This window comes from Niveispirillum sp. FG148, from assembly GCF_057809655.1.
In genome coordinates, this window is sequence record NZ_JBMDKJ010000006.1 from 180,405 (window position 1) to 206,807 (window position 26,403).

General features: G+C 64.9%; 26 protein-coding genes. 6 read left to right on the top strand and 20 right to left on the bottom strand.

Annotated elements, in window-relative coordinates:
• Nucleotides 1-134: 134 nt before the first annotated feature.
• Nucleotides 135-1,271 (top strand): acyltransferase family protein, encoded by a 1,137-nt coding sequence (locus ACODTW_RS09085; protein ID WP_488945654.1) that lies wholly within the window; start codon nt 135-137, stop codon nt 1,269-1,271.
• A gap of 41 nt (nt 1,272-1,312) precedes the next feature.
• Here the strand turns inward: ACODTW_RS09085 and ACODTW_RS09090 are convergent, their stop codons facing one another.
• The 15 genes from ACODTW_RS09090 to ACODTW_RS09160 form a co-directional block, all read right to left on the bottom strand.
• The gene (locus ACODTW_RS09090; protein ID WP_488945655.1) at nt 1,313-3,154 is read right to left on the bottom strand and encodes a DUF885 domain-containing protein; all 1,842 of its coding nucleotides are present in this window, start codon (nt 3,152-3,154) and stop codon (nt 1,313-1,315) included.
• Nucleotides 3,155-3,251: 97 nt separating this feature from the next.
• On the bottom strand, nt 3,252-3,656 hold the full coding sequence (locus ACODTW_RS09095) for a hypothetical protein (protein WP_488945656.1): 405 nt from the start codon (nt 3,654-3,656) through the stop codon (nt 3,252-3,254).
• A 59-nt stretch (nt 3,657-3,715) separates the two neighbouring features.
• Complete coding sequence (locus ACODTW_RS09100) at nt 3,716-4,534, bottom strand: ferritin-like domain-containing protein (protein ID WP_488945657.1); 819 nt, start codon at nt 4,532-4,534, stop codon at nt 3,716-3,718.
• Nucleotides 4,531-4,698, bottom strand: coding sequence for a hypothetical protein (locus tag ACODTW_RS09105; protein ID WP_488945658.1), 168 nt, complete (start codon nt 4,696-4,698; stop codon nt 4,531-4,533). The genes ACODTW_RS09100 and ACODTW_RS09105 overlap by 4 nt, the downstream gene beginning before the upstream one ends.
• A 352-nt stretch (nt 4,699-5,050) precedes the next feature.
• Nucleotides 5,051-5,395 carry a HesB/IscA family protein gene (locus tag ACODTW_RS09110; RefSeq protein WP_488945659.1) on the bottom strand — a complete coding sequence of 115 codons (345 nt, stop codon included), beginning with the start codon at nt 5,393-5,395 and terminating at the stop codon, nt 5,051-5,053.
• 16 nt (nt 5,396-5,411) lie between these two features.
• Nucleotides 5,412-5,801, bottom strand: a complete 390-nt coding sequence (locus ACODTW_RS09115; RefSeq protein ID WP_488945660.1) for an SUF system Fe-S cluster assembly protein — start codon at nt 5,799-5,801, stop codon at nt 5,412-5,414.
• Nucleotides 5,802-5,816: 15 nt separating this feature from the next.
• Complete coding sequence (gene sufU, locus ACODTW_RS09120) at nt 5,817-6,299, bottom strand: Fe-S cluster assembly sulfur transfer protein SufU (protein ID WP_488945661.1); 483 nt, start codon at nt 6,297-6,299, stop codon at nt 5,817-5,819.
• 10 nt (nt 6,300-6,309) lie between these two features.
• A complete protein-coding gene (locus ACODTW_RS09125; RefSeq protein WP_488945662.1) occupies nt 6,310-7,581 on the bottom strand; it encodes an aminotransferase class V-fold PLP-dependent enzyme in 1,272 nt (423 codons plus the stop codon).
• Nucleotides 7,581-8,474, bottom strand: a complete 894-nt coding sequence (locus ACODTW_RS09130) for a GNAT family N-acetyltransferase (protein WP_488945663.1) — start codon at nt 8,472-8,474, stop codon at nt 7,581-7,583. The genes ACODTW_RS09125 and ACODTW_RS09130 overlap by 1 nt, the downstream gene beginning before the upstream one ends.
• A gap of 3 nt (nt 8,475-8,477) precedes the next feature.
• Nucleotides 8,478-9,752 carry a Fe-S cluster assembly protein SufD gene (gene sufD, locus ACODTW_RS09135; RefSeq protein ID WP_488945664.1) on the bottom strand — a complete coding sequence of 425 codons (1,275 nt, stop codon included), beginning with the start codon at nt 9,750-9,752 and terminating at the stop codon, nt 8,478-8,480.
• Nucleotides 9,752-10,633, bottom strand: a complete 882-nt coding sequence (locus tag ACODTW_RS09140) for a GNAT family N-acetyltransferase (protein ID WP_488945665.1) — start codon at nt 10,631-10,633, stop codon at nt 9,752-9,754. Before ACODTW_RS09140 ends, sufD begins: the two co-directional genes overlap by 1 nt.
• A 6-nt stretch (nt 10,634-10,639) precedes the next feature.
• Nucleotides 10,640-11,398, bottom strand: a complete 759-nt coding sequence (sufC, locus tag ACODTW_RS09145; RefSeq protein WP_488945666.1) for a Fe-S cluster assembly ATPase SufC — start codon at nt 11,396-11,398, stop codon at nt 10,640-10,642.
• Between the two features lie 102 nt (nt 11,399-11,500).
• The gene (locus ACODTW_RS09150; RefSeq protein ID WP_488945667.1) at nt 11,501-11,797 is read right to left on the bottom strand and encodes a GIY-YIG nuclease family protein; all 297 of its coding nucleotides are present in this window, start codon (nt 11,795-11,797) and stop codon (nt 11,501-11,503) included.
• A gap of 108 nt (nt 11,798-11,905) precedes the next feature.
• Nucleotides 11,906-13,387, bottom strand: coding sequence for a Fe-S cluster assembly protein SufB (gene sufB, locus ACODTW_RS09155; protein WP_488945668.1), 1,482 nt, complete (start codon nt 13,385-13,387; stop codon nt 11,906-11,908).
• A 39-nt stretch (nt 13,388-13,426) separates the two neighbouring features.
• Entirely contained in the window at nt 13,427-13,879 is a 453-nt protein-coding gene (locus ACODTW_RS09160; RefSeq protein ID WP_488945669.1) for an SUF system Fe-S cluster assembly regulator, read from the bottom strand.
• A 763-nt stretch (nt 13,880-14,642) separates the two neighbouring features.
• On the opposite strand from ACODTW_RS09160, the gene ACODTW_RS09165 reads away from it, so the two are divergent.
• Nucleotides 14,643-15,056, top strand: a complete 414-nt coding sequence (locus tag ACODTW_RS09165) for a helix-turn-helix domain-containing protein (RefSeq protein WP_488945670.1) — start codon at nt 14,643-14,645, stop codon at nt 15,054-15,056.
• Here ACODTW_RS09165 and ACODTW_RS09170 read toward each other — a convergent pair.
• The 3 genes from ACODTW_RS09170 to rho form a co-directional block, all read right to left on the bottom strand.
• The gene (locus tag ACODTW_RS09170; protein WP_488945671.1) at nt 15,034-16,833 is read right to left on the bottom strand and encodes a M3 family oligoendopeptidase; all 1,800 of its coding nucleotides are present in this window, start codon (nt 16,831-16,833) and stop codon (nt 15,034-15,036) included. The genes ACODTW_RS09165 and ACODTW_RS09170 overlap by 23 nt on opposite strands.
• Nucleotides 16,834-16,930: 97 nt before the next feature.
• On the bottom strand, nt 16,931-17,137 hold the full coding sequence (locus ACODTW_RS09175; RefSeq protein ID WP_488945672.1) for a hypothetical protein: 207 nt from the start codon (nt 17,135-17,137) through the stop codon (nt 16,931-16,933).
• Nucleotides 17,138-17,458: 321 nt separating this feature from the next.
• Nucleotides 17,459-18,724, bottom strand: coding sequence for a transcription termination factor Rho (rho, locus tag ACODTW_RS09180; protein WP_488945673.1), 1,266 nt, complete (start codon nt 18,722-18,724; stop codon nt 17,459-17,461).
• A 512-nt stretch (nt 18,725-19,236) separates the two neighbouring features.
• On the opposite strand from rho, the gene ACODTW_RS09185 reads away from it, so the two are divergent.
• From ACODTW_RS09185 to ACODTW_RS09195, 3 genes are all read left to right on the top strand, one after another.
• Nucleotides 19,237-19,857, top strand: a complete 621-nt coding sequence (locus tag ACODTW_RS09185; RefSeq protein ID WP_488945674.1) for a response regulator — start codon at nt 19,237-19,239, stop codon at nt 19,855-19,857.
• Nucleotides 19,847-20,377 carry a hypothetical protein gene (locus ACODTW_RS09190; protein ID WP_488945675.1) on the top strand — a complete coding sequence of 177 codons (531 nt, stop codon included), beginning with the start codon at nt 19,847-19,849 and terminating at the stop codon, nt 20,375-20,377. Before ACODTW_RS09185 ends, ACODTW_RS09190 begins: the two co-directional genes overlap by 11 nt.
• Nucleotides 20,378-20,553: 176 nt before the next feature.
• On the top strand, nt 20,554-20,853 hold the full coding sequence (locus tag ACODTW_RS09195) for a hypothetical protein (protein WP_488945676.1): 300 nt from the start codon (nt 20,554-20,556) through the stop codon (nt 20,851-20,853).
• Nucleotides 20,854-20,897: 44 nt separating this feature from the next.
• On the opposite strand, the gene ACODTW_RS09200 is transcribed toward ACODTW_RS09195, so the two are convergent.
• Nucleotides 20,898-21,701: a polyphosphate kinase 2 family protein gene (locus ACODTW_RS09200; RefSeq protein WP_488945677.1), complete on the bottom strand. Its 804-nt coding sequence runs from the start codon at nt 21,699-21,701 to the stop codon at nt 20,898-20,900.
• Between the two features lie 372 nt (nt 21,702-22,073).
• On the opposite strand from ACODTW_RS09200, the gene ACODTW_RS09205 reads away from it, so the two are divergent.
• Nucleotides 22,074-24,254 carry a M3 family metallopeptidase gene (locus ACODTW_RS09205; RefSeq protein WP_488945769.1) on the top strand — a complete coding sequence of 727 codons (2,181 nt, stop codon included), beginning with the start codon at nt 22,074-22,076 and terminating at the stop codon, nt 24,252-24,254.
• Nucleotides 24,255-24,368: 114 nt separating this feature from the next.
• Here ACODTW_RS09205 and ACODTW_RS09210 read toward each other — a convergent pair whose 3' ends face one another.
• A complete protein-coding gene (locus ACODTW_RS09210; protein WP_488945678.1) occupies nt 24,369-26,396 on the bottom strand; it encodes a M24 family metallopeptidase in 2,028 nt (675 codons plus the stop codon).
• Nucleotides 26,397-26,403: the final 7 nt, after the last annotated feature.

Sequence of the window (26,403 nt, forward strand, 5' to 3'; positions counted from 1 at the left end):
CACGGCGGAACATACGTTTGAATGCGATGCGTTGGCCGCTTGTGGCTGCATACGAAGTCATGTTGCGTTAACCATGCCGGGATGCCCTAGATACCACCAACCGGTCGAAGTACCGATGGTCAGGGGGGAATAACATGGGCGTCAATGCAGCGGGCCGGTTCGACCGGCCCGAATTGGACCTTTTACGGTTCATGGCCTTTATCGGCGTATTTGGCTTTCATTATATCGACTACGCGCCGTTCGACCATGCGGGCCATCCGATCTTCATGGGATTTTGCACCGTCGGTGCCTTTGGTGTGTCAATTTTCTTCCTGCTGTCAGCCTATCTGATCACGGAGCTGCTGACGCGGGAGCGGGCGCGGACGGGCCGGGTTGCCATCAAGGCCTTCTTCGTCCGACGCATCCTGCGCATCTGGCCGCTCTATTTCACCATGCTGTTCGGCCTGCTGGCGCTGGGCCTGGTGGTGCCCAAGGTGGCGCCCAGCGAATGGCCGGCGGTGCTGTCCTTCGTGCTGTTCGCCGGCAACTGGTACGTGACGCTGAAGGGCTGGATCGCCGGCTCCTTCGACCCGCTATGGAGCATTTCGGTGGAGGAGCAGTTCTATCTGCTGGTGCCGTTTGCCCTGGCGCTGCTGGCGCCGCGTCGCGTGGCGGCCATCTGTGTGGCCGTGATCGCCGTGTCCTATGCCGCCATCTGGAACTATGCCGTCCATCCGGTGGAAGGCGACAATGGCATGTGGACCGACAGTCTGGTGCAGTTCCAGTTCTTTGCCGCGGGCACGCTGCTGTCGCTGGGCCTGCGGGGCTGGGCGCCCGGCTGGTCACTGCCGGTGCGGCTTGGTGTGTTTGCGGCCGGGCTGGGGGCCTGGTTCTGGGCCCTGCTGGGCTTTGGCGTGAAAAGCTGGGATGCGCACCCGACGCCGGTGGGTGCCTTGGCCGGCTGGGGGCTGGTCCTGGCGGGGGCCGTGCTGATCTTCCTGGCGCTGCTGGGTCTGGACCGGCGCTATGCGCCGCGCTGGCTCACCTATTGGGGCCGGGTTTCCTATGGCCTGTACCTGTTCCATTCCCTGGTGCTGTACCTGACCTTCGGCCTGCTGCTGGGCTGGTTCGGCACACCCGCACTGATGGATAATGAACAGGGCGGGCCGGTGCTGTGGGTCGGGTCAGCGCTGGTGTTCGTCGTGCTGTTCACCATGGCGCACGTCTCCTACCGCTGGCTGGAAAGCCCCTTCCTGCGGCTGAAGGACCGGTTCGCCGTGGTGCATCGCTGACGTCCTGGGGGGGCCGGTCACCCGCCCCCCCAGGCGTGCGATCACGCGGCTGCCTTGCGGCTTTCGACCCAGGCGTCGACCACCGCTTCCAGGATCGGCAGGGTGACGGCGCCGTTGGTCAGCACCGCGTCATGGAAGCCGCGGATGTCGAATTTCGGCCCCAGCGTGGCCTTGGCCTTTTCCCGCAGCTCCAGGATCTTGTTCATGCCGATCTTGTAGCCCAGGGCCTGGCCCGGCCAGACGAAGTAACGGTCGATCTCCGTCTTGTTGTCGGCCAGCGGGTTGGCGGTATTCTCGTTCATCCAGGTCACGGCCTGTTCACGCGTCCAGCGCTTCGCGTGGATGCCCGTGTCCAGCACCAGACGCCCGGCGCGGAACAGTTCGGAGATGATGCGCCCGGCCTCTGAAATGGGGGCCTTGTAGAAGCCGTACTCCTTGGTCATGCGCTCCGTATACATGGCCCAGCCTTCGCCATAGGCCGTGTCCCAGGCATATTTGCGGAAGGTGGGCATGCCTTCCGTCTCCTGCGCGATGGCGATCTGCATATGGTGGCCGGGCAGGCCCTCATGATGGCACAAAGCCTCCAGATCATGGCGGGTCTGCACCGACATGTCGGACAGGTTGGCATAGAACACGCCCGGCCGGCTGCCATCGGGGGAGGATTGCTCATAGAACGCGCTGGGCGTGGCGTTCTCGCGATACGCCTCCACCGCCTTCACCACCACCTTGGCCTTGGGCAGGGTGCCGAACATCTCCGGCAGGCGGGCCGCCATTTCGTCGATATAGCGCGTGGCCGTGGCCAGATATTCCTGGCGGCCGGCATCGGTGTCGGGGAAGCGGTTGGCCGGGTCGTTGCGGACGTAAGTGAAGAAATCCTGGACGCTGCCCTTGAAGTCCAGGCGCGCCATGGCCTCACGCAACTCGCCATGCAGGCGCGCCGTCTCCTTCAGACCCAGTTCGTGAATCTCGTCCGGGGACAGTTCCAGGCCGGTATGCACGCGGACCTGGGATTTGTAGAAATCCGCCCCGTCGGGCAGGGCCCAGACGCCGTTGCTGTTCTTCTGCTGCGCCGCCATTTCCGCGACAATCTTCAGGAAGCGCTGATAGGCGGGCAGCAGGCTGCCGGTCATGGCCTTCACGCCGGCCTGGATGATGGATTTCTTCGAAGCGTCGGGGATGGCCAGCTTGCCCACCTTCTCCTTCAGGTCGGCCAGCAGGGGGTTATCCTGCTTGGCCTTCTGGTCGAAGGGCTTGCCGGCGATGACGTTGCGTGCCGCCTCGGCAATGCGGTCAAAGCTGAAGGCCGGGGGCAGCACGCCCTTGGCCGCCTGGCGGCGCATGGTCTCGCCGGCAATGTCCATGACGGCGGCGGCCCGGTCCAGACGGGCGACGTAATCTTTGGCGTCCTGGGCCGTGGTCACGGCGTGGTAGCCGATCAGGAAGGACGGGATGGAGGTATGCGGGCCGTCCAGATGGCTGACCGCGTACAGGTGATGGCGCCAGCGATACCCGTCGATCTGCCGACGCAGCCCGGCGGAAAACATCATGTGGCTGATGCGGGCCACGGGCGACAGGGCGTTGAAATCAAACGCGGCCAGCCCATCCAGCTGTGCCATGGCGAGGCGCAGGCTTTCCTGCTGGAACCCCTCGTCGGCCAGGGTCCAGCTGTCATGGGGACCGGGCAGGCCCATGCGCGTGCGCTGTTCCGGGCTGCGGGCCAGATCATCCTGCCAGCACTTTTCCAGGAAGTCGTTCAGCGCCTTGTCAGCCGGCCCCTCCTGTCCCGCCAGGGCCAGACGGGGCATCACGCCCTCCAGCGCGATGGCCGTGGCGGACAGGGCGAAAAGGCCGGACAGGGCGGTGCGGCGGGTCAGGACGGGCATGTTGGCTCCGGTTGATGACGATGGGATTGCCGGGCGCCATCCTACCGTTTCCGTCCTCTCGGCCAAGCGGACCATTGTAACGCAGGTGTAACGAGCCTCAGAATTTCACTGCCGGCTTCCCGTTGTCGATGGGGGCCGTGGGGCGGCCCTGGGTGACGGTGGAGCCGGGGCTGCGCATCACGCTTTTGCCGGCGTCGGGGTTGGGCGTGTCGGTCATCCGGTCCAGGCGGCGGTTGGGCAGTTCCGGCGGGCCGTAGATCTGCTTCAGGCGGTTATATTCCTGGCGGTGATGCTCCCATTCCTCCTGGAAGTCGGGCTCGTTGCGCCGGCCGCGCACGATGATCTCCTCCTCCACCGCGGGCGGGGACGCCTGAGACGAAGCGGGCGGCGGTGGCGTCTGCGCCTTCACCGCCAGGGCCGCCATCAGCAGGAACAGGATAGCGAACAGCAACAGCAGCGCCGCCTCCACCATCAATCGCATCAGATCCCCCACCCTGGTCATGCGGTGCAGCATGACACAGGTTGGTTAATTTGAACATAGTTCATAAGCGATAGGGAGGATCAATTCCCGGCCAGCGGCTCGTACCAATCGGACGGCAGGCCGGCCAGTTCACGCGACAGCCCGTTGAAGGGGCGCTTCAGCTCGCCCTTGAAATGGGTGCGGACCAGGTCCTGCCACCAGGGGCCGGCCTCTTTCCCCATGGCCCGGGCCGCGACCTGGAACCAGCGCCGGCCTGTGGCGACATGGCCCACCTCATCGCGCAGGATGATGTGCAGGACCTCCACGCTTTCATGGTCGCCGGCCCTGGTCAGGCTGTCGATGATGCCGGGGGTGACATCCAGGCCGCGCGCTTCCAGCACCATGGGCACCACGGCGAGGCGCGCGGCCAAGTCATGCGCCGTGCCTTCGGATGCCTGCCACAACCCGTCATGGGCCGGCAGGTCGCCATAGGCAGCGCCCAGGCTGGCCAGACGGCCGGCAACCAGGGAGAAGTGCAACGCCTCCTCCTCTGCCACGCGCAGCCAGTCGGTGTGGAAGGAGAGGGGCAGGGGTGTGCCGTCGGGCAGATGCTGGAACCGGGCCAGGATGTCCCAGGCCAGATCAATGGCGTTCAACTCGATATGGGCGATGGCGTGCAGCAGCGCGATGCGATTGGCGATGCTCTGCCCCCGGCCGCGCTTGGGCATGTCCTTGGGATGCCGCAGTTCCGGTTTGGCGGGGCGGGCGGGCCGGGCCGGCGGGTCGGCGCGGCCCAGGTCGGTGATGGCACCGTCGCGCCAGGCGGCGGCAAACGCGCGGGTCAGACGGGCCTTTTCCGTGGCGTCGGCTGTGGTCAGGACGGCGACGGCGGCAGAGGAGAGGGTGGGGGGAAGGGTCACGGGTGACGCATGAAGTAATTGAAGCCGAACACGAAGACCAGGAACAGAACGGCCATCGCCGGCAACTGGATCGCATCGGGCAACAGAGTCGAGAAACTGAACAGCGACGCGCAGGCGAAGCCAAGGAGACTGGCTTTCGGGATTTTGCGAGGGCGCGGCGGCATGGGTGGGCTCTGTTGGGGATCAAGCTGACCACAGCTTACCCTATTTCGTCACCGGGGTGACGGGTGGAAAGTGTCAGCCGTAGGTCAGGTCGAGCCACCGGCGAGCCCTGACAAGCGACGGCGTCAATAAATGTCAGGGCTCGCCGGTGGCTCGACCTGACCTACGATACTGGATGCGGCCTACCCGATTTCGTCATCCCGGCGAAAGCCGGGACCCAGGCATCAAGCGGCGTCTGCCGCGATAAGAATCATATCGGCGCTGACCGCGCCTCACGCTGGGCCCCGGCTTCCGCCGGGGTGACGGCGGAGAGTGCCAGCGCCCATATGTTCGCGCCGCCGCTCCCCCCCCCCTTCACACCGAAAAACTCTCCCCGCATCCGCAGCGGGCCTTTTCGTTGGGGTTCTTGAAGGTGAAGCCGGACTGGAACTTGTCGTCGGCATAGTCCATTTCGCTGCCGATCAGGAACATGGTGGCGGCGGGGTCGATCAGGATGGTCACGCCCTTGTCCTCCACCACCTCCTCGAACTTCTTCTTCTCCTCGGCATATTCCACGAAATAGGACATGCCGGAGCAGCCGCGCGTCTTCACGCCCACGCGCAGGCCGATGATGGGCTTTTCGGAGCGGGCGATCAGTTCCTTCACCCGTTCCGCGGCGGCGTCGGTGATGGTCAGGGCCTTGGGCAGGCTGCGGGCCATGATGTCCTCCTCAACCTTAAAACATGTTGAGCGCGATGCGGGCATCGTCGCTCATACGGGAGGGATCCCAGGCGGGTTCCCAGATCAGCTCGACATGCACGCTGGCCACACCGTCGACGGCGGCCACGACCTGCTGCACCTGACCCGGCATTTCGCCGGCCACGGGGCAGGCGGGGGCGGTCAGGGTCATGTCGATCTCGACATCGCCATCCGCATCCACGTCGCAGCGATAGATCAGGCCCAGCTCATAGATATTCACCGGGATTTCCGGATCATAGACGGTGCGCAGCGCCTCCACCACGCGGTCATACAATGGCGCGTCGGCGGGCAGCTTTTCATCATCCGGCAGGTCGATGGGCGAGCCCATGGAGACGTCGGGGGCGATGGGGCGGGTGTTCTGGGTCATCTCTCGGTCCCCGGATCAGAATGACGCGTTTTCGGTGGAGGTGGTGGCTTCGCCATGCAGGGCGGCATTCATCGTGTGCCAGGCCAGCGTGGCGCATTTCACCCGCATGGGGAATTCGCGCACGCCCGACATCACGGCCAGCTTGTCCGTGGCATCCTCGTCCAGGGTGCCATGGTCGCCCTGCTCATCCTCGTCCTTGGTGCACATGTCGTGGAAATAGCCGAACAGGGCCTCGGCCTCCTTGATCGGCTTGCCGCGCAGGATCTCCGTCATCAGGCTGGCGCTGGCCTGGCTGATGGCGCAGCCGCGCCCGTCGAAATGCAGGTCCTGGATGATGCCGTCGTCGCCCACGGTCAGATAGATGGCGATCTTGTCCCCGCACATGGGGTTGTCGCCGCGGGCCGTGCGGTTGAAGGCGGCGGGCCGGCCGAAATTCCGGGGGTTCTTGCCATGGTCCAGGATCACTTCCTGGTACAGGTCACGAAGATCATCGAACATTGGTGTCGCCTTACCCGAAGAATGCTTTACAGGCCTGAACCGCTTCCACCAGCGCATCCACCTCGGCCTCGGTATTATAGAGGCCGAAACTGGCCCGCGCGGTGGCGCCCACCCCGAACCGGTCCATCAGCGGTTCGGCGCAGTGCCGTCCCACCCGGACCGCCACCCCGCCGCGATCCAGCAAGGTGCCGATATCGTGCGGGTGGATGCCATCCATGGTGAAACTGAGGATGGCCGCCTTGTTGGGCGCTGTACCGATGATGCGCAAGCCTTCCACCTCCGCCAGCCGGTGGGTGGCATAGGCCAGCAGGCGCTGTTCATGCGCCTGGATGGCGTCCATGCCCAGCGCCGTCACATAGTCGATGGCGGCCCCCAGCCCGATCCCTTCCACGATGGCCGGCGTTCCGGCCTCAAACCGGTAGGGCGCCTCGCGGTAGGTCGTCTTCTCGAAACTGACCGTGCTGATCATGTCGCCGCCGCCCTGCCAGGGGGGCATGGCGTCCAGCAGCTCCTTGCGGCCATACAGCACGCCGATGCCGGTGGGGCCATAGAGCTTGTGGCCCGTGAACACGTAGAAATCGGCGTCGATGGCCTGTACGTCGACCGGCTGATGCACGGCGGCCTGGCTGCCATCGAAGGCGACGGTAATGCCCTTGGCATGGGCCAGCTTCGCGATGCGTGCGGCCGGGTTGACCGTGCCCAGGACATTGCTGGCATGGGTGATGGAGACCAGCTTCACGTCGGGCGTCAGCATCGCCTCATAGGCGTCCATGTCCAGGCTGCCATCATCCAGCACCGGCACGACCTTGAGATTGATGCCGATCCGGTCACGCAGCAGCTGCCAGGGCACGATATTGGCGTGATGTTCCATCCAGGAGATGATGACCCCATCGCCTGCCTTCAGGAACGTGCCGCCCCAGCTGTTGGCCAGCAGGTTGAAGGCCTCAGTCGCGTTGCGGGTGAAGACGATGTTCTCCCGGCTTGGCGCATTCAGGAACGCCGCCACCTTGTCGCGCGTGGCCTCATAGAGGTCGGTGGACCGCTGCGACAGGAAATGCACGCCGCGATGCACATTGGCATAGTCATGTTCCAGCAGGTGCGACATGGCGTCGATCACCTGGCGCGGCTTCTGCGCAGAAGCGCCATTATCCAGATAGACCAGCGGCTTGCCGGCGCGGCCCTTTTTCTCATGCACCAGCCGCGTCAGGATCGGGAAATCCTGGCGCACGCGCATGACGTCATAGGGGGCATTGCCCAGGGTCGGGTGCATCTCATCACGCATCATTCATCCCCGATGGCCCGCCGCAACCAGTCGCGGCCGTGGCCCAGAAGGTAGTTTTCGACCCGCATCTGGCGGGTATAGCCATGCCGGATGAAAAAGCCCGGCTGCTGGAAATCCAGCGGCATGATTGTGGACCAGCGGCAGCCGGCATCCCGTCCCGCCGCTTCCAGTTCGGCCAGCAGGCGGCCGCCGATACCGCGCCCCTGCCATTCCGGCACCACCTGCACATCCACCAGCGTCAGGTGCGCCCCGTCGATCACGGCGAGGCCGGCACCGACCCGCTGCCCGGCGGCGTCCACCGCCTCTACGCTGGTTTCGCTGTAGGGGGTGGGAATGGTCAGCAGCCAGTGGGCGTCCAGCCCATCCTCCACCGCGCGCACATCCGCATCTTCCGGCGCCTCGGCCCGGTGCAGATAAAGGCCGGCGGGCAGGGGCAGGGCGGGGGCCGTCGCCAGGGACGATTTGCTGAAATAATGCCGGTCATGGCCCCAGGTGAAATCGGGGAACACGCCCTGGCTGACAAAACCGAAGCGCGGATAATAATCCGGCCCCTGGAAGCCCATGGTGGACAGGTAAAGCCGGCGGGCGCCGCCGGTTACGGCCGCATTCTCCGTCGCGCGCAGCAGGGCCGCACCCAGACCCTGGCCGCGCCAGGGCGCATCCACCCACAGCACATGCATATAGGCGTCGGCACCGTAGAGCCACAGCACCCCGCCCGCCTGGATGCGCCCGCCCGCGTCGCGGATGAACAGGCCCACGGCCCGCCGATCCACACCCAGGGCGTCGCGTTCCGCCGCCATGGCCCGACCATGCAGCCACACCGCCACCTCCCCATCCGCCGGGTGGCGGTGGGTGAAGCGGATGGCGTGGCGGTTGGTCAGGCTGTCGGGCATGGGTCAGCGCGCCCCCATCCAGGCTTCGGCGCGGGCGCGGAAATAGGTCCGCACCGTCTCGTCGATGATCTCCTCCAGCGCTTCGTCCAGGAAGGCGCCGATCAGCAGCACGCGGGCCGCGTCGCGCGGGATGCCGCGGGCGCGCAGATAGAACATCTGGTCCTCGTCCAACTCCCCCGCCGTGGCGCCGTGGCTGCACTTCACATCGTCGGCATAGATCTCCAGCTCCGGCTTGGAGTTGATCTCGGCATTGTCCGACAGCAGCAGGGCGCGGTTCAGCTGATAGCCATCCGTCTTCTGCGCGTCGGGCCGCACGATGATCTTGCCCTGGAACACGGCCTTGGCATTGCCGTCGATGACGCCCTTCACCACCTCGCGGCTGGTGCAATGGGGCTTGGCATGGTCGATCAGGGTGGTGATGTCGCTGACCTGGCTGCCGCCGATGGCATAGGCACCGGACACGCGCGCCTCGATCCCCTCCCCATCCAGCACCTGCCGCGCCTCGTGCCGGGACAGGCGCGCGCCCAGGTTCAGCACGAACGTGTCATAGGTGGCGCCACCGGCCAGATGCGTGACGACATTGGCCAGATGCCAGGCCTCAAGGCTTTCGGCCTGCAGCTTGTAATGATGCAGGCGGGCGTTCGCGCCGACGCGGATATCGGCCGCGATATTGCTGACATAGGCGCCTTCATTGCTGCCGACATGATGTTCAACGACCGTCGCCTCAGCCCCGTCGGCCAGATCGATGGTGATGCGCGGGTTCCACAGGGGTGTCCTGCCGTCAACGCCAGCGGCGATGAAGACCAGCTCCACCGGCCCCGCCAGCTTCATGCCGGCCGCGACGCGCAGGGCCGCACCATCGGTGGACAGGGCATCGTTCAGGGCGCGGAACGGGCCATCGGCCAAGGCGTCGGCACCGTTGCGCAGCGTGGCCGACAGGCTTTCCAGCACCACACCGTCCGGCAAATCGCCCACGCGCGACAGGTCGGCGCGGAACTGCCCGGCCACGAAGACCAGACGCGGGCCCGGTGCCTCCAGCGCCGTGGGGATGGCATCCACCGTCACCCTGGCGGCATCCGGGGCCGGGGCCAGGGACAGCTTGTCCAGCCCGCGCAGGCTGGTGAAGCGCCACGCCTCCACCCGCGTCGTCGGCAGGCCCGCCTTGGCGAAACGGTCCAACGCCTGGGCACGGTGGTCGGCAACGGGCAGGGACGGCGCCAGCGCCACCACCTGTTCCACGAAGCCCTTGCCGGTTTCCTTCAGTTCGTCGCGCATCATCACAGCTTCATTTCATAGAAGTTCATGTTCATGCCCGGTACGCCATGTTCGACATAGCCGAAGCGCTGGAACCCGTGCTGAGGATAGAAGGTGGGGGCCTGGCAATCCATGGTCTCCACCCCCGCCCGGACACAGCCCAGGCGGCGGCCTTCATCCAACGCTGCCGCCAGCATGGCGAAACCCGTGCCGGTGCCGCGCAGCTTCTCATCCAGCCAGACCATGTCGACCATGAAGTCGCCGTTCACGGCATAGCAAAGGGCGCCGCCCCGCGGGGCGTTCGTCGCCCTGTCGCGCACATAGGCCGCCACCAGTTTCACGGGCGCCCCCAGCAGGGCCTGCCGGCGTTCATCGGTGATGCGCCAGATGTCACGGCCCAGGGTCTTGGCCGGCGGTTCATGCAGGCTGACAGACAGGCCGGTGGCGGACGATGCCTTCACATCCGGCTGCACGCGCTTTTCCATCACCGTGTAATCGCCGCCATTGATGTGCTGGCGGATCACCTGTCGCACGCCGAAGCCATGACCCAGATAGGGGGCGGGATCGTCATGGGCGCGGGTGATCATCACTAGGCGCGATACGCCGCGCCGCGCCAGTTCCACCTCTGTCCGGGTCAGCAGCGCCGCCACGACGGCCGGATGGTCCGCGCCCGGTATCGACCAGATGCCCCAGAAGCAGTAAGCGTCGGTCCCCCATTGCACCAGTGACAGGCCCGCCACCGGCACCCCCGTCTCTGCATCGCCGACGACCAGCACAAAACGGCTGTCGGACGGGGGCAGATGGGTGGCGTTATAGGCCATCAGGGCGCCCAGCACGATTTCCGCGTCGGGGCCGGTGACCGGCACGTCATGTTCGATGCTGATGCGAACGTCGGGGGCCGTCATGATCGATCACGCCGCCTCGGTCACGCCGAATTCGGCATAACCCTTGGCTTCCAGCTCCAGCGCCAGATCCTTGCCGCCGGTCTTCTGGATTCGGCCATTGGCCAGCACATGCACGACGTCGGGCACGATATAGTCCAGCAGGCGCTGGTAATGGGTGATGACCAGCATGCCGCGTTCGGGCCCGCGCAGGCGGTTCACGCCTTCGGCCACGATCTTCAGCGCGTCGATGTCCAGGCCGCTGTCGGTTTCGTCCAGGATGGCCAGCTTCGGCTGAAGCACGGCCATCTGCAAAGCCTCGTTGCGCTTCTTCTCGCCACCGGAGAAGCCCACATTGACGGCGCGCTTGATCATCTCATCCGTCATGGACAGATCCTTGGCCTTGGCCCGGATCAGCTTCAGGAACTGCATGGCGTCCAGTGGCGTTTCCCCGCGCGTCTTGCGCACGGCGTTCAGCGCTTCCTTCAGGAAGGTGGTGTTGCTGACGCCGGGGATTTCGACGGGATATTGGAAGGCCAGGAACAGGCCGGCGGCGGCGCGCTCCTCGATCTCCATGGACAGCAGGTCCCGGCCGTCGAAGGTGACGGAACCTTGCGTGATCTCATAGCCCTCGCGGCCCGCCAGCACATAGGACAGCGTGCTTTTGCCCGCCCCGTTGGGGCCCATGATGGCATGCACCTCGCCCTTATTGATGGTGAGATCGACCCCCTTCAGGATCGCCTTGCCATCGACCGAGGCATGCAGGTTCTTGATTTCGATCAGGGACATGACACTGCTCCACGATTAGGGGGATGGAGGTCTCTCCTCTTCCCGTCATCCCGGCGAAAGCCGGGACCCAGGGTCACAGGCGCCAACCTTTCCATCCGCACCTCAAATCAGATTTCCATAGAGATCGAGCCATTGAGGATTCTGCTTCTCAATCAACTCGATCTTCCAAGCTCGCTTCCATTCCTTCAGACGCTTCTCGCGTTGGATGGCATCGTCGATACGGTCAAAGACTTCATAATGTACGAGGATTTTCACCCCGTAATCCTTGGCAAAGCCGTCGACCAATCCCTCCCGATGCTCCCAAGTTCGTCGCGCCAGATCGCTTGTCACACCAATATAGAGAGTGCCGTTGCGGGCACTGGCGAGGATGTAGACGTATCCCTGCTTGCCATTCTCCATTCCCTGTTCCTGCGCAATGGGGCGTATACCCGCTGTGCCTGTGACCCTGGGTCCCGGCTTTCGCCGGGATGACGGGAAAGGAGCGACAAAAAAGAGCGGGAAGGGCCCTCACCCCACAGACCCCTCCAGGCTGATCGCCACCAGCTTCTGTGCTTCCACCGCGAATTCCATGGGCAGTTCCTTCAGCACTTCCTTGCAGAAGCCGTTCACGATCAGGCCGACCGCGTCTTCTTCCTTCAACCCGCGCTGGCGGCAGTAGAAAAGCTGGTCTTCGCTGATCTTGGCCGTCGTCGCCTCATGCTCCACCCGGGCCGTGCGGTTGCGGCTCTCGATGTAGGGCACCGTATGGGCTCCGCACTTGTCGCCGATCAGCAGGCTGTCGCACTGGGTGAAATTGCGGGCGTTCTCCGCCTTGGGCAGGACGCGGACCAGGCCGCGATAGGTGTTCTGCGCACGGCCGGCGGAGATGCCCTTGGAGATGATGGTCGAGCGGGTGTTCTTCCCGATATGGATCATCTTGGTGCCGGTGTCGGCCTGCTGCATGTTGTTGGTGATGGCGACCGAATAGAACTCGCCCACCGAATTGTCGCCCTGCAGGATGCAGCTCGGGTATTTCCAGGTGATGGCCGAACCGGTTTCCACCTGGGTCCAGCTGACCTTGGAATTGCGGCCGCGGCAGGCGGCGCGCTTGGTCACGAAGTTGTAGATGCCGCCCTTGCCATTCTCGTCGCCTGGATACCAGTTCTGGACCGTGGAGTACTTGATGGTGGCGTCATCCAGGGCCACCAGTTCGACCACGGCGGCATGCAGCTGGTTCTCGTCACGCTGCGGGGCCGTGCAGCCCTCCAGATAGGAGACGTAAGAGCCTTCGTCGGCGATGATCAGGGTGCGCTCGAACTGGCCCGTATTCTTCGCATTGATGCGGAAATAGGTGGACAGTTCCATGGGGCAGCGCACGCCCTTGGGGATATAGACGAAGGAGCCGTCGGTAAAGACGGCGCAGTTCAGGGTGGCGAAGTAATTGTCCGAATAGGGCACGACCGTGCCCAGATACTGGCGCACCAGATCGGGATGGTTATGCACCGCCTCGGAGATGGAGCAGAAGATGATGCCCTTCTCCTCCAGCTTCTTCTTGAAGGTGGTGGCGACCGACACGCTGTCGAACACAGCGTCCACCGCGATGGACGGGCTGTCACCCGCCCCTTCGACGCCGGCCAGGATGGCCTGTTCCTTCAGCGGGATGCCCAGCTTCTCATAGGTCTTCAGCAGTTCGGGATCGACCTCGTCCAGCGACTTCGGGCCATCCTTCACCTTTGGTGCGGAATAGTAATAGCTGTCCTGATAGTCGATGGGCGGATAGTGCAGCTTGGCCCAATCCGGCTCTTCCATGGTCAGCCAGTGGCGATAGGCCCGCAGCCGCCATTCCAGCAGCCATTCCGGCTCCCCCTTCTTGGCGGAAATGAAGCGGACGATGTCCTCCGATAGGCCCTTGGGCGCCGTTTCGGATTCGATATCGGTGAAGAAGCCGTACTTGTACTTCCCCTCCGCCAGGCTCTTGACCTGCTCGATCGTCTGTTCAGTGGCGGCCATATCCGTCGCTCCCCTTCAAACCCCTTGCGTCCCCGCTGTTCAACCGGCCAGCGCCGCGCGGGGCGCGGGCGGCTGGTAATCGAACAGGCTGGGGGCGGCCATGTCGGCCAGCGTCACATCCTCCAGCGCCCGGCGCACCGCGCCGTTCACCTTCTCCCAATGATTCTTGCGCGAGCAGAGCCCCTGCACGCCACAGCCGCCGCTGCCGCCATCGACGCAATCGGTCAGCGCAATCGGCCCCTCGATCGCCTCGATGATGTTCACGACGCTGATCCGGTCGGGCCCGCGCGACAGGCTGTAGCCGCCGGCAGCACCGCGGTGCGAATGCAGCAGGTCGCCACGGGTCAGCAGCTTCAGCAGCTTCTGCACCGTGGGCATGGGCAGGCCCGTGCGATCGGCCAGCGAGGTTGCCGTGTGCAGCGCGCCGTCGGCATGCGCCAGGGTGGTCAGGACCACCACGGCGTAATCCGTCATTTTGCTGAGCCGCAGCATGGGCTTGTCGCGAACCTTTCTCAATACAGGACCAATCTGGTCCCGATTAAGTGAGCCGACACGACGCGTGAGTCAAGTGTCGGCCATCCCGGGTGCGGCACGGGAGGCATGCAGTAGCGCGATTTGGGACACAATGCCAGTTCCCCGTGATCGGTACCGATCACGGGGCCTCAGTTGCCGGCGCCGCCATCCGGCCGCTTGGCTACGCCGCACATGCGGCGCGGCGGCGGTCGCCGCCGTACCCGGTCCTGACAAGGCAAGCTTGTCAGGACCGGGCATCTGCCAAGCTGGAAAAAGCCATGCGGCAGGCGGGCAGCTTTCGCACCACGACATACTTGATTGGGCGTTGTCAGGGGCGGCGGATGGGCGCACGCTTTGTCTCATGACGGGGGCCGTCAGGACCAATCCCCGCCATAACCGACCGATCCTGATGAAGGGCGGCCGGACAATCGGCCGGATTTGCAGCGGCGAAGCCCCCGCCACAGCGCGGTTTAACATGGCTTGTGCCCATCCGGCTGAGGCCGACAGGCCGTAGAAGAAACGGCGGGTCCGTTCGTTCGCGAACGGCCCGCCGTCTTCATTTGGGGACGGTGCCAGCCGCCCATCACCGATCCCGTCCGGTCTACCTCCGCTGCACCTGTCCAACACGCAAATGGACAGGTCCGGCAATGGCCGTATCCGTGCCATTTTTCGGCCCGGTGGTCGCCATCTGATGACGGTTTCCTGTCCGCCTGGACCCTTAAACCCACGCGGAGCGTTCCCCATGTCGATCAGTGGCACCCTGGCCCGTGGCACCCTGGCGGCGGCCCCATCCTTCCTGCCGTCAACCCATTCCCCGCCGCCCCTGCTGCGGGATGAGCTTGACCTCAGGGTGGACCGGCATGCGGCCTTCTGGGCTGGTCAGGCCGTGCCGCTGACCCGCACGGAATTTGCCATGGTGCGGCTGATGGCCCAGCGGCCGGACGCGCTGGTGACCTACCGTGACCTCTATGATCTGGTGCATGGGCCGGGCTTCATGGCCGGCAAGGGGGCGTCGGGCTACCGCGCCAATGTGCGTGCCTTCATCAAGCGCATCCGCAAGAAGTTCCGGGACATTGACGATGGCTTCGACGCCATCGTCAATGAACCCGGTAAGGGCTATCGCTGGCGGGAGGTTACAGGGACTCCAGCTCCGTGATGAAGCTGTCCAGCAGGCCCAGGCCCTTGTTCCAGAAGGACGGGTCCTTCAGGTCCAGCCCGAACGGGGCCAGCAGGTCCGCATGGTGCAGGGTGCCGGCGGCCGACAGCATGGTCATGTATTTGTCGGCGAATTCCGGGCCCCGGCCCTGGGCTGCGGCTTCCTGATAGGCGGCGTACAGGCTGTTCACCAGACAGTCGCCGAAGGCGTAGGCATAGACATAGAAGGGCGAGTGGACGAAGTGCCCGATATAGGTCCAGTAGGGCCGGTAGCTGTCTTCCCAGCGGAAGGCGGGACCTAAGCTTTCGGTCTGCACCTCCATCCAGATCTCGGCGATGCGCTCGGCCGACAGCTCGCCCTCGCGCCGTTCTGTGTGCAGCTTGCGTTCGAACTGATAGAACGCGATCTGGCGGATGACGGTGTTGATCATGTCCTCCACCTTGCCGGCCAGCAGCGCCTTGCGCTTGGCCGGATCGGTGGTGGCGTCCAGCAGGCCGCGGAAGGTCAGCATCTCCCCGAATACCGAGGCGGTTTCGGCCAGGGTCAGCGGCGTTGATGCCTGCAGATGCCCCTGCGCGCGGCACAGATACTGATGCACGCCATGGCCCAGCTCATGCGCCAAGGTCATCACGTCGCGCGTGCGGCCCATATAGTTCAGCAGCAGGTAAGGATGGGCCGAGGGCACCACCGGGTGCGCAAAGGCGCCGGGATTCTTGCCGGGTCGGGCCGGTACGTCGATCCAGGGATTGTCGAAGAATTTCTGGCCGATCTCCGCCATGGCGGGGCTGAAGCGGTGATAGGCGTCGCGGACGATGCGCTTGGCGTCATCCCACGGGATCTTGCGGTCGTCATCGCCGGGCAGGGGCGCGTTGCGGTCCCAGTAATCCAGCTGGTCCTGACCGAACCACCTGGCCTTCAGGCTGTAATAGCGATGGGACAGGCGCGGGTAGGCGGCGCGGACCGAGGCCAGCAGCGCGTCCACCACCTCGTCCTCTACCTGGTTGGCCAGGTTGCGGGACGACCAGGGGTTGGCGTAGTGGCGCCAGCGATCCTCGATCTCCTTGTCCTTGATCAAGGTGTTCATGATGTGGGCGAAGATGCGCTGGTTCTTGCCCAGCACTTCGCCCAGCGCCTGGGCCGCGTCGCGGCGCACGGACGGGTCGGTGGAAGACAGCAGGTTCAGCGCCTGGGCCGAGGTCAGATCCTCGCCCCGCACATTGAAGCGCAGATCGGCCAGATGCTCGTCGAACAGGCGGGTCCAGGCGGCACGGCCGGCCACATGCTTTTCATGCAGCAGCTTCTCCACCTCGTCCGACAATTGGTGCGGGCGGAAGATGCGGGTGTCGCGCAGGAAGGGGCCATAGGCGGCGAGCGCGGGATCGGCCAGCTTCGCGGTCAGCACCGCGTCTTCCAGCCGGTTGATCTCCAGCGTGAAGAACAGCATGTGGACGGAAATGCCCGTCACCCGCTCGCTCATCCCCTGATAGAACCGGCCGACATTGGGATCGGCCATGTTGGAGGCATAGAGCAGGCCGGCAAAGGACATGATCTTGGACAGGACTTCGTCCAGCCGTTCATAGTCGGCAATCGCCGCTGCAAGTTCCCCGCCGGTCAGGCTGGACAGCTTGCCCGCATAACGCGCGGCAAAGGCGGCAGCATCCTTTTCCGCCTGATCCAGATCGGCCGCCAGCGCCGGGCTGTCGGGGCCGGCATAGAGGTCGGACAGGTCCCAGGCGGGCAGATCGCCCAGGTCGGCATGGTTCAGGCTGTCAGGCATTCGCCCCCTCCGGCATTGGTCACTTGCCGGTTGCATATGGCATGGCAGGGGCGTCAGTTCAATCGGCAGCGGACACCACCGGTCCGCCGCCGGCCGGTCAGGCGGCGGAGATTGCCCCGGCCGGTCGGCCGCAATCATTGCTGGCGATGCGCCCGGCCATGACATGGACGATGTCCAGCACGTCCTGCACGGCCACGCCGTCGCGATCCATCAGCAGCTGTGCGATGGGATCGGCCAGCAGTTCCCGCAGGCTGACTTCGCCCAGCAGAGCGGGGTCGAGAGGGGGGAGATCGAGAATATCCATAGGCGTCCTCCTGTCCGTGGCCCGGGGCCAACCAAAGCGGTTTCACGAGGCAACGGTGTGATCATGCGCCGGTTCCATGACATTTCAACGGCGGCATGAGCGATTTCCCGAACCCTATCCGTTTGCGCTGACGGGCACCGTGATGGCTGTCACGGCCAGCCGGGAAATGCCTGGAAAGCGGCTCGAACAAAGGGGCTATGCCAACCGGATGGGTCGTTATGACGGTACGCGGCCGGGGCGGAATCCCTGCATGCACGCATGAAAAAGGGCCGCCCCGGTTGCCCGGCGGCGGCCCCTTGCGAACGGTCTGGGGATGGCCCCTTACTGGTTCATGCTGTCGAAGAAATCGTTGTTGGTCTTCGACTGCTTCAGCTTGTCGATCAGGAATTCGACCGCGTCCTGCGGGCCCATCGGGTTCAGGATGCGGCGCAGGATCCACATCTTGGCCAGGGCACCGCGATCGACCAGCAGATCTTCCTTGCGCGTACCGGACTTCTGGATGTCCAGGGCCGGGAAGATGCGCTTGTCGGAGAGCTTGCGGTCCAGGACGATTTCGCTGTTACCCGTGCCCTTGAACTCTTCGAAGATCACCTCGTCCATGCGGCTGCCGGTATCGATCAGGGCCGTGGCGATGATGGTCAGCGAACCGCCTTCCTCGATATTGCGGGCGGCGCCGAAGAAGCGCTTGGGACGCTGCAAGGCGTTGGCGTCCACACCACCGGTCAGCACCTTGCCCGACGACGGCACCACGGTGTTGTAGGCGCGGCCCAGGCGGGTGATGCTGTCCAGCAGGATGACCACGTCGCGCTTGTGCTCCACCAGGCGCTTGGCCTTTTCCAGCACCATCTCCGTGACCTGCACATGGCGGGTGGCAGGTTCGTCGAAGGTCGACGACACCACTTCGCCCCGCACGGAACGGGCCATGTCCGTCACTTCTTCGGGACGTTCATCGATCAGCAGGACGATCAGATAGACTTCCGGGTGGTTGGTGGCGATGGAATGAGCGATGTTCTGCAGCATCACCGTCTTACCGGTGCGCGGCGGCGCCACGATCAGGGCGCGCTGGCCCTTGCCCAGCGGGGCGACCAGATCGATCACCCGCGTGGTCATGTCCTTCTTCTTGCCCGTCGGATCGACCTCGACCTCCAGCTTCAGCCGCTCGTCGGGATAGAGCGGGGTGAGGTTGTCGAAGTTGATACGGTGACGCACCTTGTCCGGGTGGTCGAAATTGATGGTGTTGACCTTCAGCAGGGCGAAATACCGCTCCCCATCCTTGGGCGCGCGGATCTGGCCTTCCACCGTATCGCCGGTGCGCAGGCCGAAGCGCTTCACCTGATTGGGGGAGATGTAGATATCGTCGGGCCCGGGCAGATAGTTGGCTTCCGGGCTGCGCAGGAACCCGAACCCGTCGGGCAGCACCTCCAGCACGCCTTCGCCATAGATGGGCACGTCATTTTCGGCCAGCTGCTTCAGGATGGCGAACATCATGTCCTGCTTGCGCAGGGTGCCGGCATTCTCGATCTGCAGCTCCTCCGCGAAGGCGAGCAGCTCTGCGGGGGTCTTGGCCTTGAGTTCCTGGAGATTCATCGGATCTGGCTTCGGTCGGCCATAGGGCCGGTTGCGGGGGAGGGGCGCGCCCTGGGTTCATCCCACGGCATGCGTCCGGATTGAGGCAGGATCACGGCCAGGAGGCCGGATATAGCGGGATTCTGTCTGAAAGCCGGAGGCAAGGGGTGGGGGCGAAGAGACGGGCGAAAGGAGGGGGATTTGGTGGACCTGCACGAACGGCACGTCCAGCCGAGAGCCGTGACGAATGACCTTCCACGGAGGGAGGATCACTCGGCGAGTCGCCCCGTACCCATCGGGAACGGGAAGCCGGGCACCTTGGGAACGGCCCGATATCGGCTTCAGCCTCTTACCGGGAGCCATCGTTAGCCCAGCAGAGCGGCCAAGTCAAAGCAAAAGACACATTCGGCCGGTTGCGACATGGCGCCGCCCGGAGCTCTAGGCATCGGCGGTCGTTATCTAAATGGAGACTTTGCACAATTGCGTGTTGCTGTAATATATCAAAACCGACGCTCACCATTAGGCCGGATACCATGCGCCTGCTGATTGCCGACGATCATGACCTTTTGCGTGACGCGCTCCGCTCGCATTTCGAGCGAGAGGCACCGGGCACCACCGTGCAAGGTGTCGGCACCGTCAGCGAAGCGCTGAAAGTGCTGGACGATGGCGCGCCTTTCGACATGCTGCTGCTGGATCTGCGGATGCCGGGCATGAACGGTCTGAACGGTCTGGTACGGCTGCGCGAACGCTATCCCTCGCTGAAGATCGCCCTGATGTCGGGCGAGGCCAAGAACGAGGATATCCGACTGGCCATGGCCCATGGCGCCGTCGGGTTCCTGCCCAAGACCCTGCCCGGCTCCATCCTGTTGCAGGCCGTGCAGCGCATGGCGGCGGGCGAAGTGTTCATGCCCGACAACCTGCCGGAAAGCGCCATGGCGGCCGACGGCAATGCGCTGAACAGCACCTTCACGCGGCGGGAGCGTGAGGTGCTGGACTTCCTGCTGAAGGGGCAGTCCAACAAGGAGATCGCCCGCGCGCTCGACCTGGAGGAGGTGACGGTGAAGCTGCATATCCGTGGCCTGTGCCGCAAGCTGGGCGCCAAGAACCGTACCCAGGCCGCCATGCGCGCCGTGGAGCTGGGCCTTGCCCGCTGATCCGGCCGGCGGGGCCGGCAAGCCCGCTCCCGCGCTGGATGGCAATGGTCTGCCGCGGGGGCTTCGCCATGATCTGGTGAATGCCCTGAACGCGCTGCTGGGCTTCGCCTCCTTCCTGGAAACCGACCTGCCGGAAGGCCAGTCCCGCGATTTCGCCCGCCGCATCATCCAGGCCGGGCGGCAGGCCATGGAACTGGCCGAACGCATCCCCTCCAGTTCCCGCGTGGCCGCCGTCCGGGTGCTGATGGTTTCCCCGGCCCAGGACGCGGATACACTGGTCCTGGAACTGGACGGCTATGGCTGCGACGTGACCCTGGTGTCCACCCCGGCCAAGGCCGTGCAGGCCCTGCGCAAGGCACCCAAAGCCTGGGACGTCATCCTGGCCGACCAGCCGGGTCCCGCCGACAACGGGCCCTTGCGCGAAGCGGCCGGCGGCATGGAGATCATTCCCCGCGTTGATGGGGCCACCGCGGCCAGTCTGGCGCTGGTTCTGCGTGCAGCCGGCACGGCCATCGCCTGATGTATCGGCCCGCCCGACCGGGGGCGGGGTGGGCATTGCCGGAATGTTGCAGTCCTATGCGATTGGCTAGTGTCGCTGATCCCGGTTTCGTGCGATTCTGACGTTGGTATGGCCGCTCCGGTCATGCGAACATGGCCGGTGTCCTCATGTTTTGCCGCCTCTCCCCGATTCTGATCATGCTGGGCCTGATGTTGGTCGCAGCGCCCGCTGCCCTGGCCGGTCCCTGTACCGCGCCGGTCATCAATGGCGGCATCGACAGCGGTCAGGCCGACCGGATCGACAGCGACCGGGCCGCCCTGCTCAGCTTTGAAGCCTGTCTGGCTGAACAGCAGGAACTGGAAAGCGCCTTCAACAGCGATGCGGCGGGCCTGACCGCCATGCGCCGGGAAGCTGCGGCCAATCTGCGCCGTACCTTGGACGCCTGGCAGCGCACGCGCCGGGCCGCCGATGCTACGCCGCCGGCACGGCGTTCCTGACCCCTCAAGGGTCGGCGGGCGCCTGTTGGCGCCCGCGTCACCGATCACTTCTTCTTCAGCAGCTTTTCCGCTGCGGTCTTGACCGCCGGGTCCAGCTTGGGCGGGCTGATATCCACATCATGGGACAGGTGTGCCACCACCTGGCGCAGCACTTCCACCCGCGCATACCATTTGGCATTGGCCGGAACGGCCACCCAGGGGGCGTTGTCCGTGCTGGTGCGGGCGAACATCTCGTCGACCGCCTCTTCATATTCCTTGCGCCGGTCGCGGTTGCGCAGATCCTCCGTCGTCAGCTTCCAGCGCTTGTACGGATTGTTCAGCCGCTCCCGGAACCGCTCCAGCTGTTCTTCCGGCGTGATGTGCATGAACAGCTTGATGATGCGCACGCCATCATCGGTCAACTGCCGCTCGAACTCATTGATCTCGTCATAGGCGCGGCGCCATTCGTGCGGCTTGGCGAAGCCTTCGATCCGTTCCACCATCACGCGCCCGTACCAGGACCGGTCGAAGATGGAGAAGGTGCCGGGCCGGGGCAGGCGCTGCCAGAAGCGCCACAGATAATGGCGACCCTGTTCCTCCGGCGTCGGGGCGGCGATGGGCCACACATGGGCGCCGCGCGGGTCCAGATTTTCCGTCAGGCGACGGATGGCCCCGCCCTTGCCAGAGGCGTCCCAGCCTTCGAACACGATGATGGCGCGGCGCTTGGAATGCCAATAGGCCTGCTGCACATGCAGGACGGTTTCCTGCAGCTTCTCCAGTTCCTTCTGGTAGGCGGCCTTGTCGACGATGCGGTGGCCCGTCATGTCCAGATCGGACAGGCGGGGATAGGCGTGGGCGGTGTCGGACATCTTTACTCCGGGACCGAAACAGGGGGTGGCCGGAAAATACCGGGCCATCCGGGTCATATTGCAGTTTAACGACGGCAGGTTGAATGTAAAGCACGGCCCCCCGCGCCTAGCCCTTTGCACCGGCGGCAGCCAAGCGGAAGAAGGCGGCCGGCAGTCGACTTTTCGGGAATATTATTAACCGACCGCATCAATATTGTGCCCATGCTGGTACGGTTGTGGCGCATGCGCCGGCCACCCTGTCTGTCCGCTGCTTCCGCCTTTGTCGCTGCTTATTGTAACAGAACTGTTACGGCCCTTGTCACGCATGCCGGCTTGTCGGACCCATGTCGCATCGGACAAACCCTGAGCAAATAAAGGGGACAGGCAGTGAAGATGGTGTTGAAGTGCGGGGCCTCGGCCCTGATCCTGGGCCTTGTCGGGGCGATGGCCCCGGCTGGTGCGATGGCGGCGGACGCCCCGGTGCAGGTGGCGCAGGTGGAGACGAACAAGGTGAGCAGCGACAATCCCTTTTTCCAGCCCTGGAAGACCCGTTTCGGCATTCCGCCGTTCGACGCGATCCGGCCGGAACATTTCAAGCCCGCCTATGAAAAGGCCATGGCAGACCATCTGGCCGAGATCAAGGCCATTACCGACAACAAGGACGCGCCAACCTTCGCCAACACGATCGACGCCCTGGAAAAGAGCGGCGATCTCTATGGCAAGGTGGCCCGTGTGTTCGGGAACCTGACCGCGTCCAACACCAATGACGAGTTGCAGAAGATCCAGCGCGACATGGCGCCGATCCTGGCAGCCCATAACAGCGCCATCAACCTGAACGCCTCCCTGTTCGGCCGTGTCGACGCGCTGTACCAGAAGCGCGACAGCCTGAAGCTGACGGCTGAACAACGCCGCGTTCTGGAACGCTATTATCTCGACTTCGTGCGCGCGGGCGCCAAGCTGGAAGGCAAGGACCGCGAGCGCATGGCCGAGATCATGAAGCGCCTGGCCGTGCTGTCGACCCAGTTCTCCCAGAACGTTCTGGCCGACGAGAAGGATTATATGCTGGTCCTGACCAGCGAGGCCGATCTGGTCGGCCTGCCGGAATTCGTGCGCGCCGCCGCCGCCCAGGCCGCCAAGGAGCGCGGGCAGGAGGGCAAATATGTCATCACCCTGTCGCGGTCGTCGATCGAGCCGTTCCTGACCTTCTCCGCCAGCCGGCCCCTGCGCGAGCAGGCCTGGAAGGCGTGGGTGGCGCGTGGCGACAATGCCGATGCCCAGGACAACAACGCCAATATCAAGGAGATCGTCCAGCTGCGCATCGAACGCGCCAACCTGTTGGGCTACAAGACCTTTGCCGAATATAAGCTGGCCGACACCATGGCCAAGACCCCGCAGGCCGTGAATGATCTGCTGGTCCAGGTCTGGGAACCGGCCAAGATCCGCGCGGCGGAGGAAAAGGACGATCTGGCCAGGATGGCGGCCAGCGAAGGTCAGAATATCAGCATCGAGCCCTGGGACTGGTTCTACTACGCCGAAAAGGTGCGCAAGGCGAAGTACGACCTGAACGAGGAGGAGATCAAGCCGTACTTCCAGCTGGAAAAGATGCAGGAGGCCCTGTTCTACACGGCCGGCCAGCTGTTCGGCGTCACCTTTACCGAGCTGAAGGATGCCCCGCGCTATCACCCGGACGTGAAGGTCTATGAGGTGAAGGACCGCAAGGGCAACCATGTCGCGGTGTTCATGGCCGACAATTTCGCCCGGCCGTCCAAGCGCAGCGGTGCCTGGATGTCGTCCTTGCGCGATCAGGAGAAGCTGGCCGGCGATATCCACCCCATCGTCCTGAACAACAATAATTTCGCCAAGGGGGCGGAAGGTCAGCCCACACTGCTGTCCTTCGACGATGCCACGACCCTGTTCCATGAATTCGGCCATGGGCTGCACGGCATGCTGTCGAACGTGACCTATCCGCAGCTGTCGGGCACGTCGGTGCTGCGCGACTTCGTGGAATTCCCCAGCCAGATCCTGGAACATTGGATCGCGCAGCCGGAAATCCTGCAGCGCTATGCCGTGCATTACAAGACGGGCAAGCCCATCCCGAAGGAGCTGCTGGACAAGATCCTGGCGGCCCAGACCTTCAACCAGGGCTTTGCCACCGTCTCCTACACCTCCTCTGCGCTGGTGGACATGGCCTATCACAGCCTGACCGACGCCAAGGATCTGGACCCCGACACGTTCGAGCGGGAGACGCTGGCCAAGCTGGGCATGCCGAAGGAAATCGTCATGCGCCACCGCAGCCCGCATTTCACCCACGTCTTCTCCGGCGACGGCTATTCGGCCGGCTATTACAGCTATATGTGGGCGGAAGTGCTGGATGCCGACGGGTTCGACGCCTTCAAGGAGGCCGGCAACATCTTCGATCCGAAGCTGGCCCAGAAGCTGTACCAGGAAGTCTACAGCGCCGGCGGGTCGAAGGACCCGATGGACGCCTATGTCGCCTTCCGCGGCCGCGCGCCCAAGGTCGACGCGCTGCTGCGCAACCGCGGCCTGCTGGGGGTTGGTTCGCGGGTGAACTGATCGACGGCTTGGAGCGGATATGACAAGGGCCGGCGGAGCGATCCGCCGGCCCTTCTTTGCCATCCTGCTTTCCCTGCTCCTCGTCACCGGGATCACGGGAGAAAGCAAACCGCCTTACACCGCTGCCGTCGCCTGTTCCAGCCAGGCCAGATCGGCACCCGTCACCAGCGGCGACAGTTCGGCCCGCACGCGGGCGTGGTAGGCGTTCAGCCAGGCCACTTCCTCGTTGGTCATCAGGCTCTTGTCCAGCATGCGCGTGTCGATGGGGCAGAGCGTCAGCGTCTCGAAGCCCAGCATGGGACGCTCGGCGCCCGGAATGGCGACAGGCACGACCAGTTCCAGATTCTCCATCCGCAAGCCATAGGCGCCGGCCAGGTAATAGCCGGGCTCGTTGGAGAAGATCATGCCGGGCAGGATGGTAACGCTGTTCAGCTGCTTGCCGATGCGCTGCGGCCCTTCATGCACCGACAGGTAGCTGCCGATGCCATGGCCCGTGCCATGGTCGTAATCCAGACCGTTGGCCCACAGGAACTGCCGGGCCAGCGTGTCCAGCTGGCTGCCGGCCGTGCCGGCGGGGAAGCGGGCGCGGTTCAGCGCGATATGGCCCTTCAGCACCAGGGTGAAGTGACGCCGCGCATTGGCGCCGACATCGCCCACGGCCAGCGTGCGGGTGATGTCGGTGGTGCCGTCCAGATACTGCCCGCCGCTGTCCAGCAGGAAGACGCTGTTATTTTCCACCCGGCGGTTCGTCGCCTCATTGGCGCGGTAATGCACGATGGCGCCGTTGGGGCCGGCCCCGCTGATCGTGTCGAAGCTGGGGCCGCGGAAATCGGCCCCGCCGCGGCGGCACTGCAACAGCGTGTCCACCACGGTCAGTTCGTCCAGATGGCCCTTCGGCGCCTCCGCGTCGAACCAGCGCAGGAAACGGATCAGGGCCACGCCATCGCGGCGATGGGCGGCCTTGGCGCCGTCGATTTCCACCGGGTTTTTCACGGCCTTGGGCAGGACGCAGGGGTCGCCGCCCGGATCGACCTTGGCCCCGGCACGGGTCAGCCGGTCCACGACCCACAGCGCGGCCGTGGCCCCGTCCAGCCGCACCTTGGCGCCGGCCGCCCCCAGCGTGTCCAGGGCGGCGGCCAGCTCGTCCGGTGCCCGGATCGACACCTGATTGCCCAGATGTTCCTCCAGCCCCGGCGCCAGCTTGCGCCGGTCCACGAACCAGTCGACCTGCCCTTCGGCATTGATGGTGGCGAAGGACAAAGGCAGCGGCGTGCAGGGCACGTCGGCCCCGCGCACATTCAGCAGCCAGGCGATGCTGTCCGGCTGGGTCAGCACGGCGGCATCGGCCTTCAGCGCCGCCAGGGCCTGGGCGATGTCGCCGCGCTTTTCCGTGGCGGACCGGCCGGCAACGGAAACGGGCTGGATATTGACCACGCCCAGCGGGGCCGGCGGCTGGTCCGTCCACACGGCGTCGATGGGGCTGCCCTCTGTCGCGACCAGCTCGATCCCGGCCGGGGTCAGGCTGGCGCGCATCTTGTCGGCCCAGGCACCCGTATGCATCCAGGGATCAAAGCCCAGCTTTGCCCCAGCCGGCAGGTTGGAAGCGGCCCAGTCGCCGTGGAATTCCTCGATCAGATGGTGATAGCTGAACAGGGCGGGGGAGACCTCCTGCCGCACCTGGATGGTGTAGCGGCCATCGGCGAAGACGGCGGCCTTGTCCAGCAGCACGACCACGGCGCCGGCCGACGCGGTGAAGCCGCTGATCCAGGCCAGGCGCGACCCGCGCAGCGGCACATATTCGCCCTGATATTCATCGGCGCGCGGCACCACAAACCCGTCCAGGCCCCGGCGCTTCAGTTCGGCGCGCAGGGCGGCCAGCCGGGCGGCATGGTCGCCCCTGGCCGGGTCGGCGGGCCGGTCGATGGTGGCGCGCAGGGCCAGCAGCTGCTCGCTCAACGCCTCGCTGCGGCGGGCGGAGACCAGATCCAGCCAGGCATCGGGCAATTCCCCGTCGGGCGCGGCATTGACGCCGGCAATCAGGTCACGGATGGCGGCGACGGACCGGTCGATCCCGTCGGCATGCAGCAGATCGGCCAGGACGGCATCGCCCTGATAGGCAGCGTTAGGGGTGCTGACAGACACTTTATGG

What these genes read in the sequence shown, in the direction of transcription:
- ACODTW_RS09165 (WP_488945670.1), top strand. Translation starts at nt 14,643, where the DNA reads ATGTCGATCAGTGGCACCCTGGCCCGTGGCACCCTGGCGGCGGCCCCA.
- ACODTW_RS09115 (WP_488945660.1), bottom strand. Translation starts at nt 5,801, where the DNA reads ATGACCCAGAACACCCGCCCCATCGCCCCCGACGTCTCCATGGGCTCG.
- rho (WP_488945673.1), bottom strand. Translation starts at nt 18,724, where the DNA reads ATGAATCTCCAGGAACTCAAGGCCAAGACCCCCGCAGAGCTGCTCGCC.
- ACODTW_RS09110 (WP_488945659.1), bottom strand. Translation starts at nt 5,395, where the DNA reads ATGGCCCGCAGCCTGCCCAAGGCCCTGACCATCACCGACGCCGCCGCG.
- ACODTW_RS09125 (WP_488945662.1), bottom strand. Translation starts at nt 7,581, where the DNA reads ATGCGTGATGAGATGCACCCGACCCTGGGCAATGCCCCCTATGACGTC.
- sufD (WP_488945664.1), bottom strand. Translation starts at nt 9,752, where the DNA reads ATGATGCGCGACGAACTGAAGGAAACCGGCAAGGGCTTCGTGGAACAG.
- ACODTW_RS09195 (WP_488945676.1), top strand. Translation starts at nt 20,554, where the DNA reads ATGCTGGGCCTGATGTTGGTCGCAGCGCCCGCTGCCCTGGCCGGTCCC.
- ACODTW_RS09085 (WP_488945654.1), top strand. Translation starts at nt 135, where the DNA reads ATGGGCGTCAATGCAGCGGGCCGGTTCGACCGGCCCGAATTGGACCTT.
- ACODTW_RS09185 (WP_488945674.1), top strand. Translation starts at nt 19,237, where the DNA reads ATGCGCCTGCTGATTGCCGACGATCATGACCTTTTGCGTGACGCGCTC.
- ACODTW_RS09205 (WP_488945769.1), top strand. Translation starts at nt 22,074, where the DNA reads ATGGTGTTGAAGTGCGGGGCCTCGGCCCTGATCCTGGGCCTTGTCGGG.
- ACODTW_RS09105 (WP_488945658.1), bottom strand. Translation starts at nt 4,698, where the DNA reads ATGCCGCCGCGCCCTCGCAAAATCCCGAAAGCCAGTCTCCTTGGCTTC.
- ACODTW_RS09140 (WP_488945665.1), bottom strand. Translation starts at nt 10,633, where the DNA reads ATGACGGCCCCCGACGTTCGCATCAGCATCGAACATGACGTGCCGGTC.
- ACODTW_RS09200 (WP_488945677.1), bottom strand. Translation starts at nt 21,701, where the DNA reads ATGTCCGACACCGCCCACGCCTATCCCCGCCTGTCCGATCTGGACATG.
- ACODTW_RS09150 (WP_488945667.1), bottom strand. Translation starts at nt 11,797, where the DNA reads ATGGAGAATGGCAAGCAGGGATACGTCTACATCCTCGCCAGTGCCCGC.
- ACODTW_RS09095 (WP_488945656.1), bottom strand. Translation starts at nt 3,656, where the DNA reads ATGACCAGGGTGGGGGATCTGATGCGATTGATGGTGGAGGCGGCGCTG.
- sufB (WP_488945668.1), bottom strand. Translation starts at nt 13,387, where the DNA reads ATGGCCGCCACTGAACAGACGATCGAGCAGGTCAAGAGCCTGGCGGAG.
- ACODTW_RS09130 (WP_488945663.1), bottom strand. Translation starts at nt 8,474, where the DNA reads ATGCCCGACAGCCTGACCAACCGCCACGCCATCCGCTTCACCCACCGC.
- ACODTW_RS09170 (WP_488945671.1), bottom strand. Translation starts at nt 16,833, where the DNA reads ATGCCTGACAGCCTGAACCATGCCGACCTGGGCGATCTGCCCGCCTGG.
- sufC (WP_488945666.1), bottom strand. Translation starts at nt 11,398, where the DNA reads ATGTCCCTGATCGAAATCAAGAACCTGCATGCCTCGGTCGATGGCAAG.
- ACODTW_RS09160 (WP_488945669.1), bottom strand. Translation starts at nt 13,879, where the DNA reads ATGCTGCGGCTCAGCAAAATGACGGATTACGCCGTGGTGGTCCTGACC.
- ACODTW_RS09175 (WP_488945672.1), bottom strand. Translation starts at nt 17,137, where the DNA reads ATGGATATTCTCGATCTCCCCCCTCTCGACCCCGCTCTGCTGGGCGAA.
- sufU (WP_488945661.1), bottom strand. Translation starts at nt 6,299, where the DNA reads ATGTTCGATGATCTTCGTGACCTGTACCAGGAAGTGATCCTGGACCAT.
- ACODTW_RS09090 (WP_488945655.1), bottom strand. Translation starts at nt 3,154, where the DNA reads ATGCCCGTCCTGACCCGCCGCACCGCCCTGTCCGGCCTTTTCGCCCTG.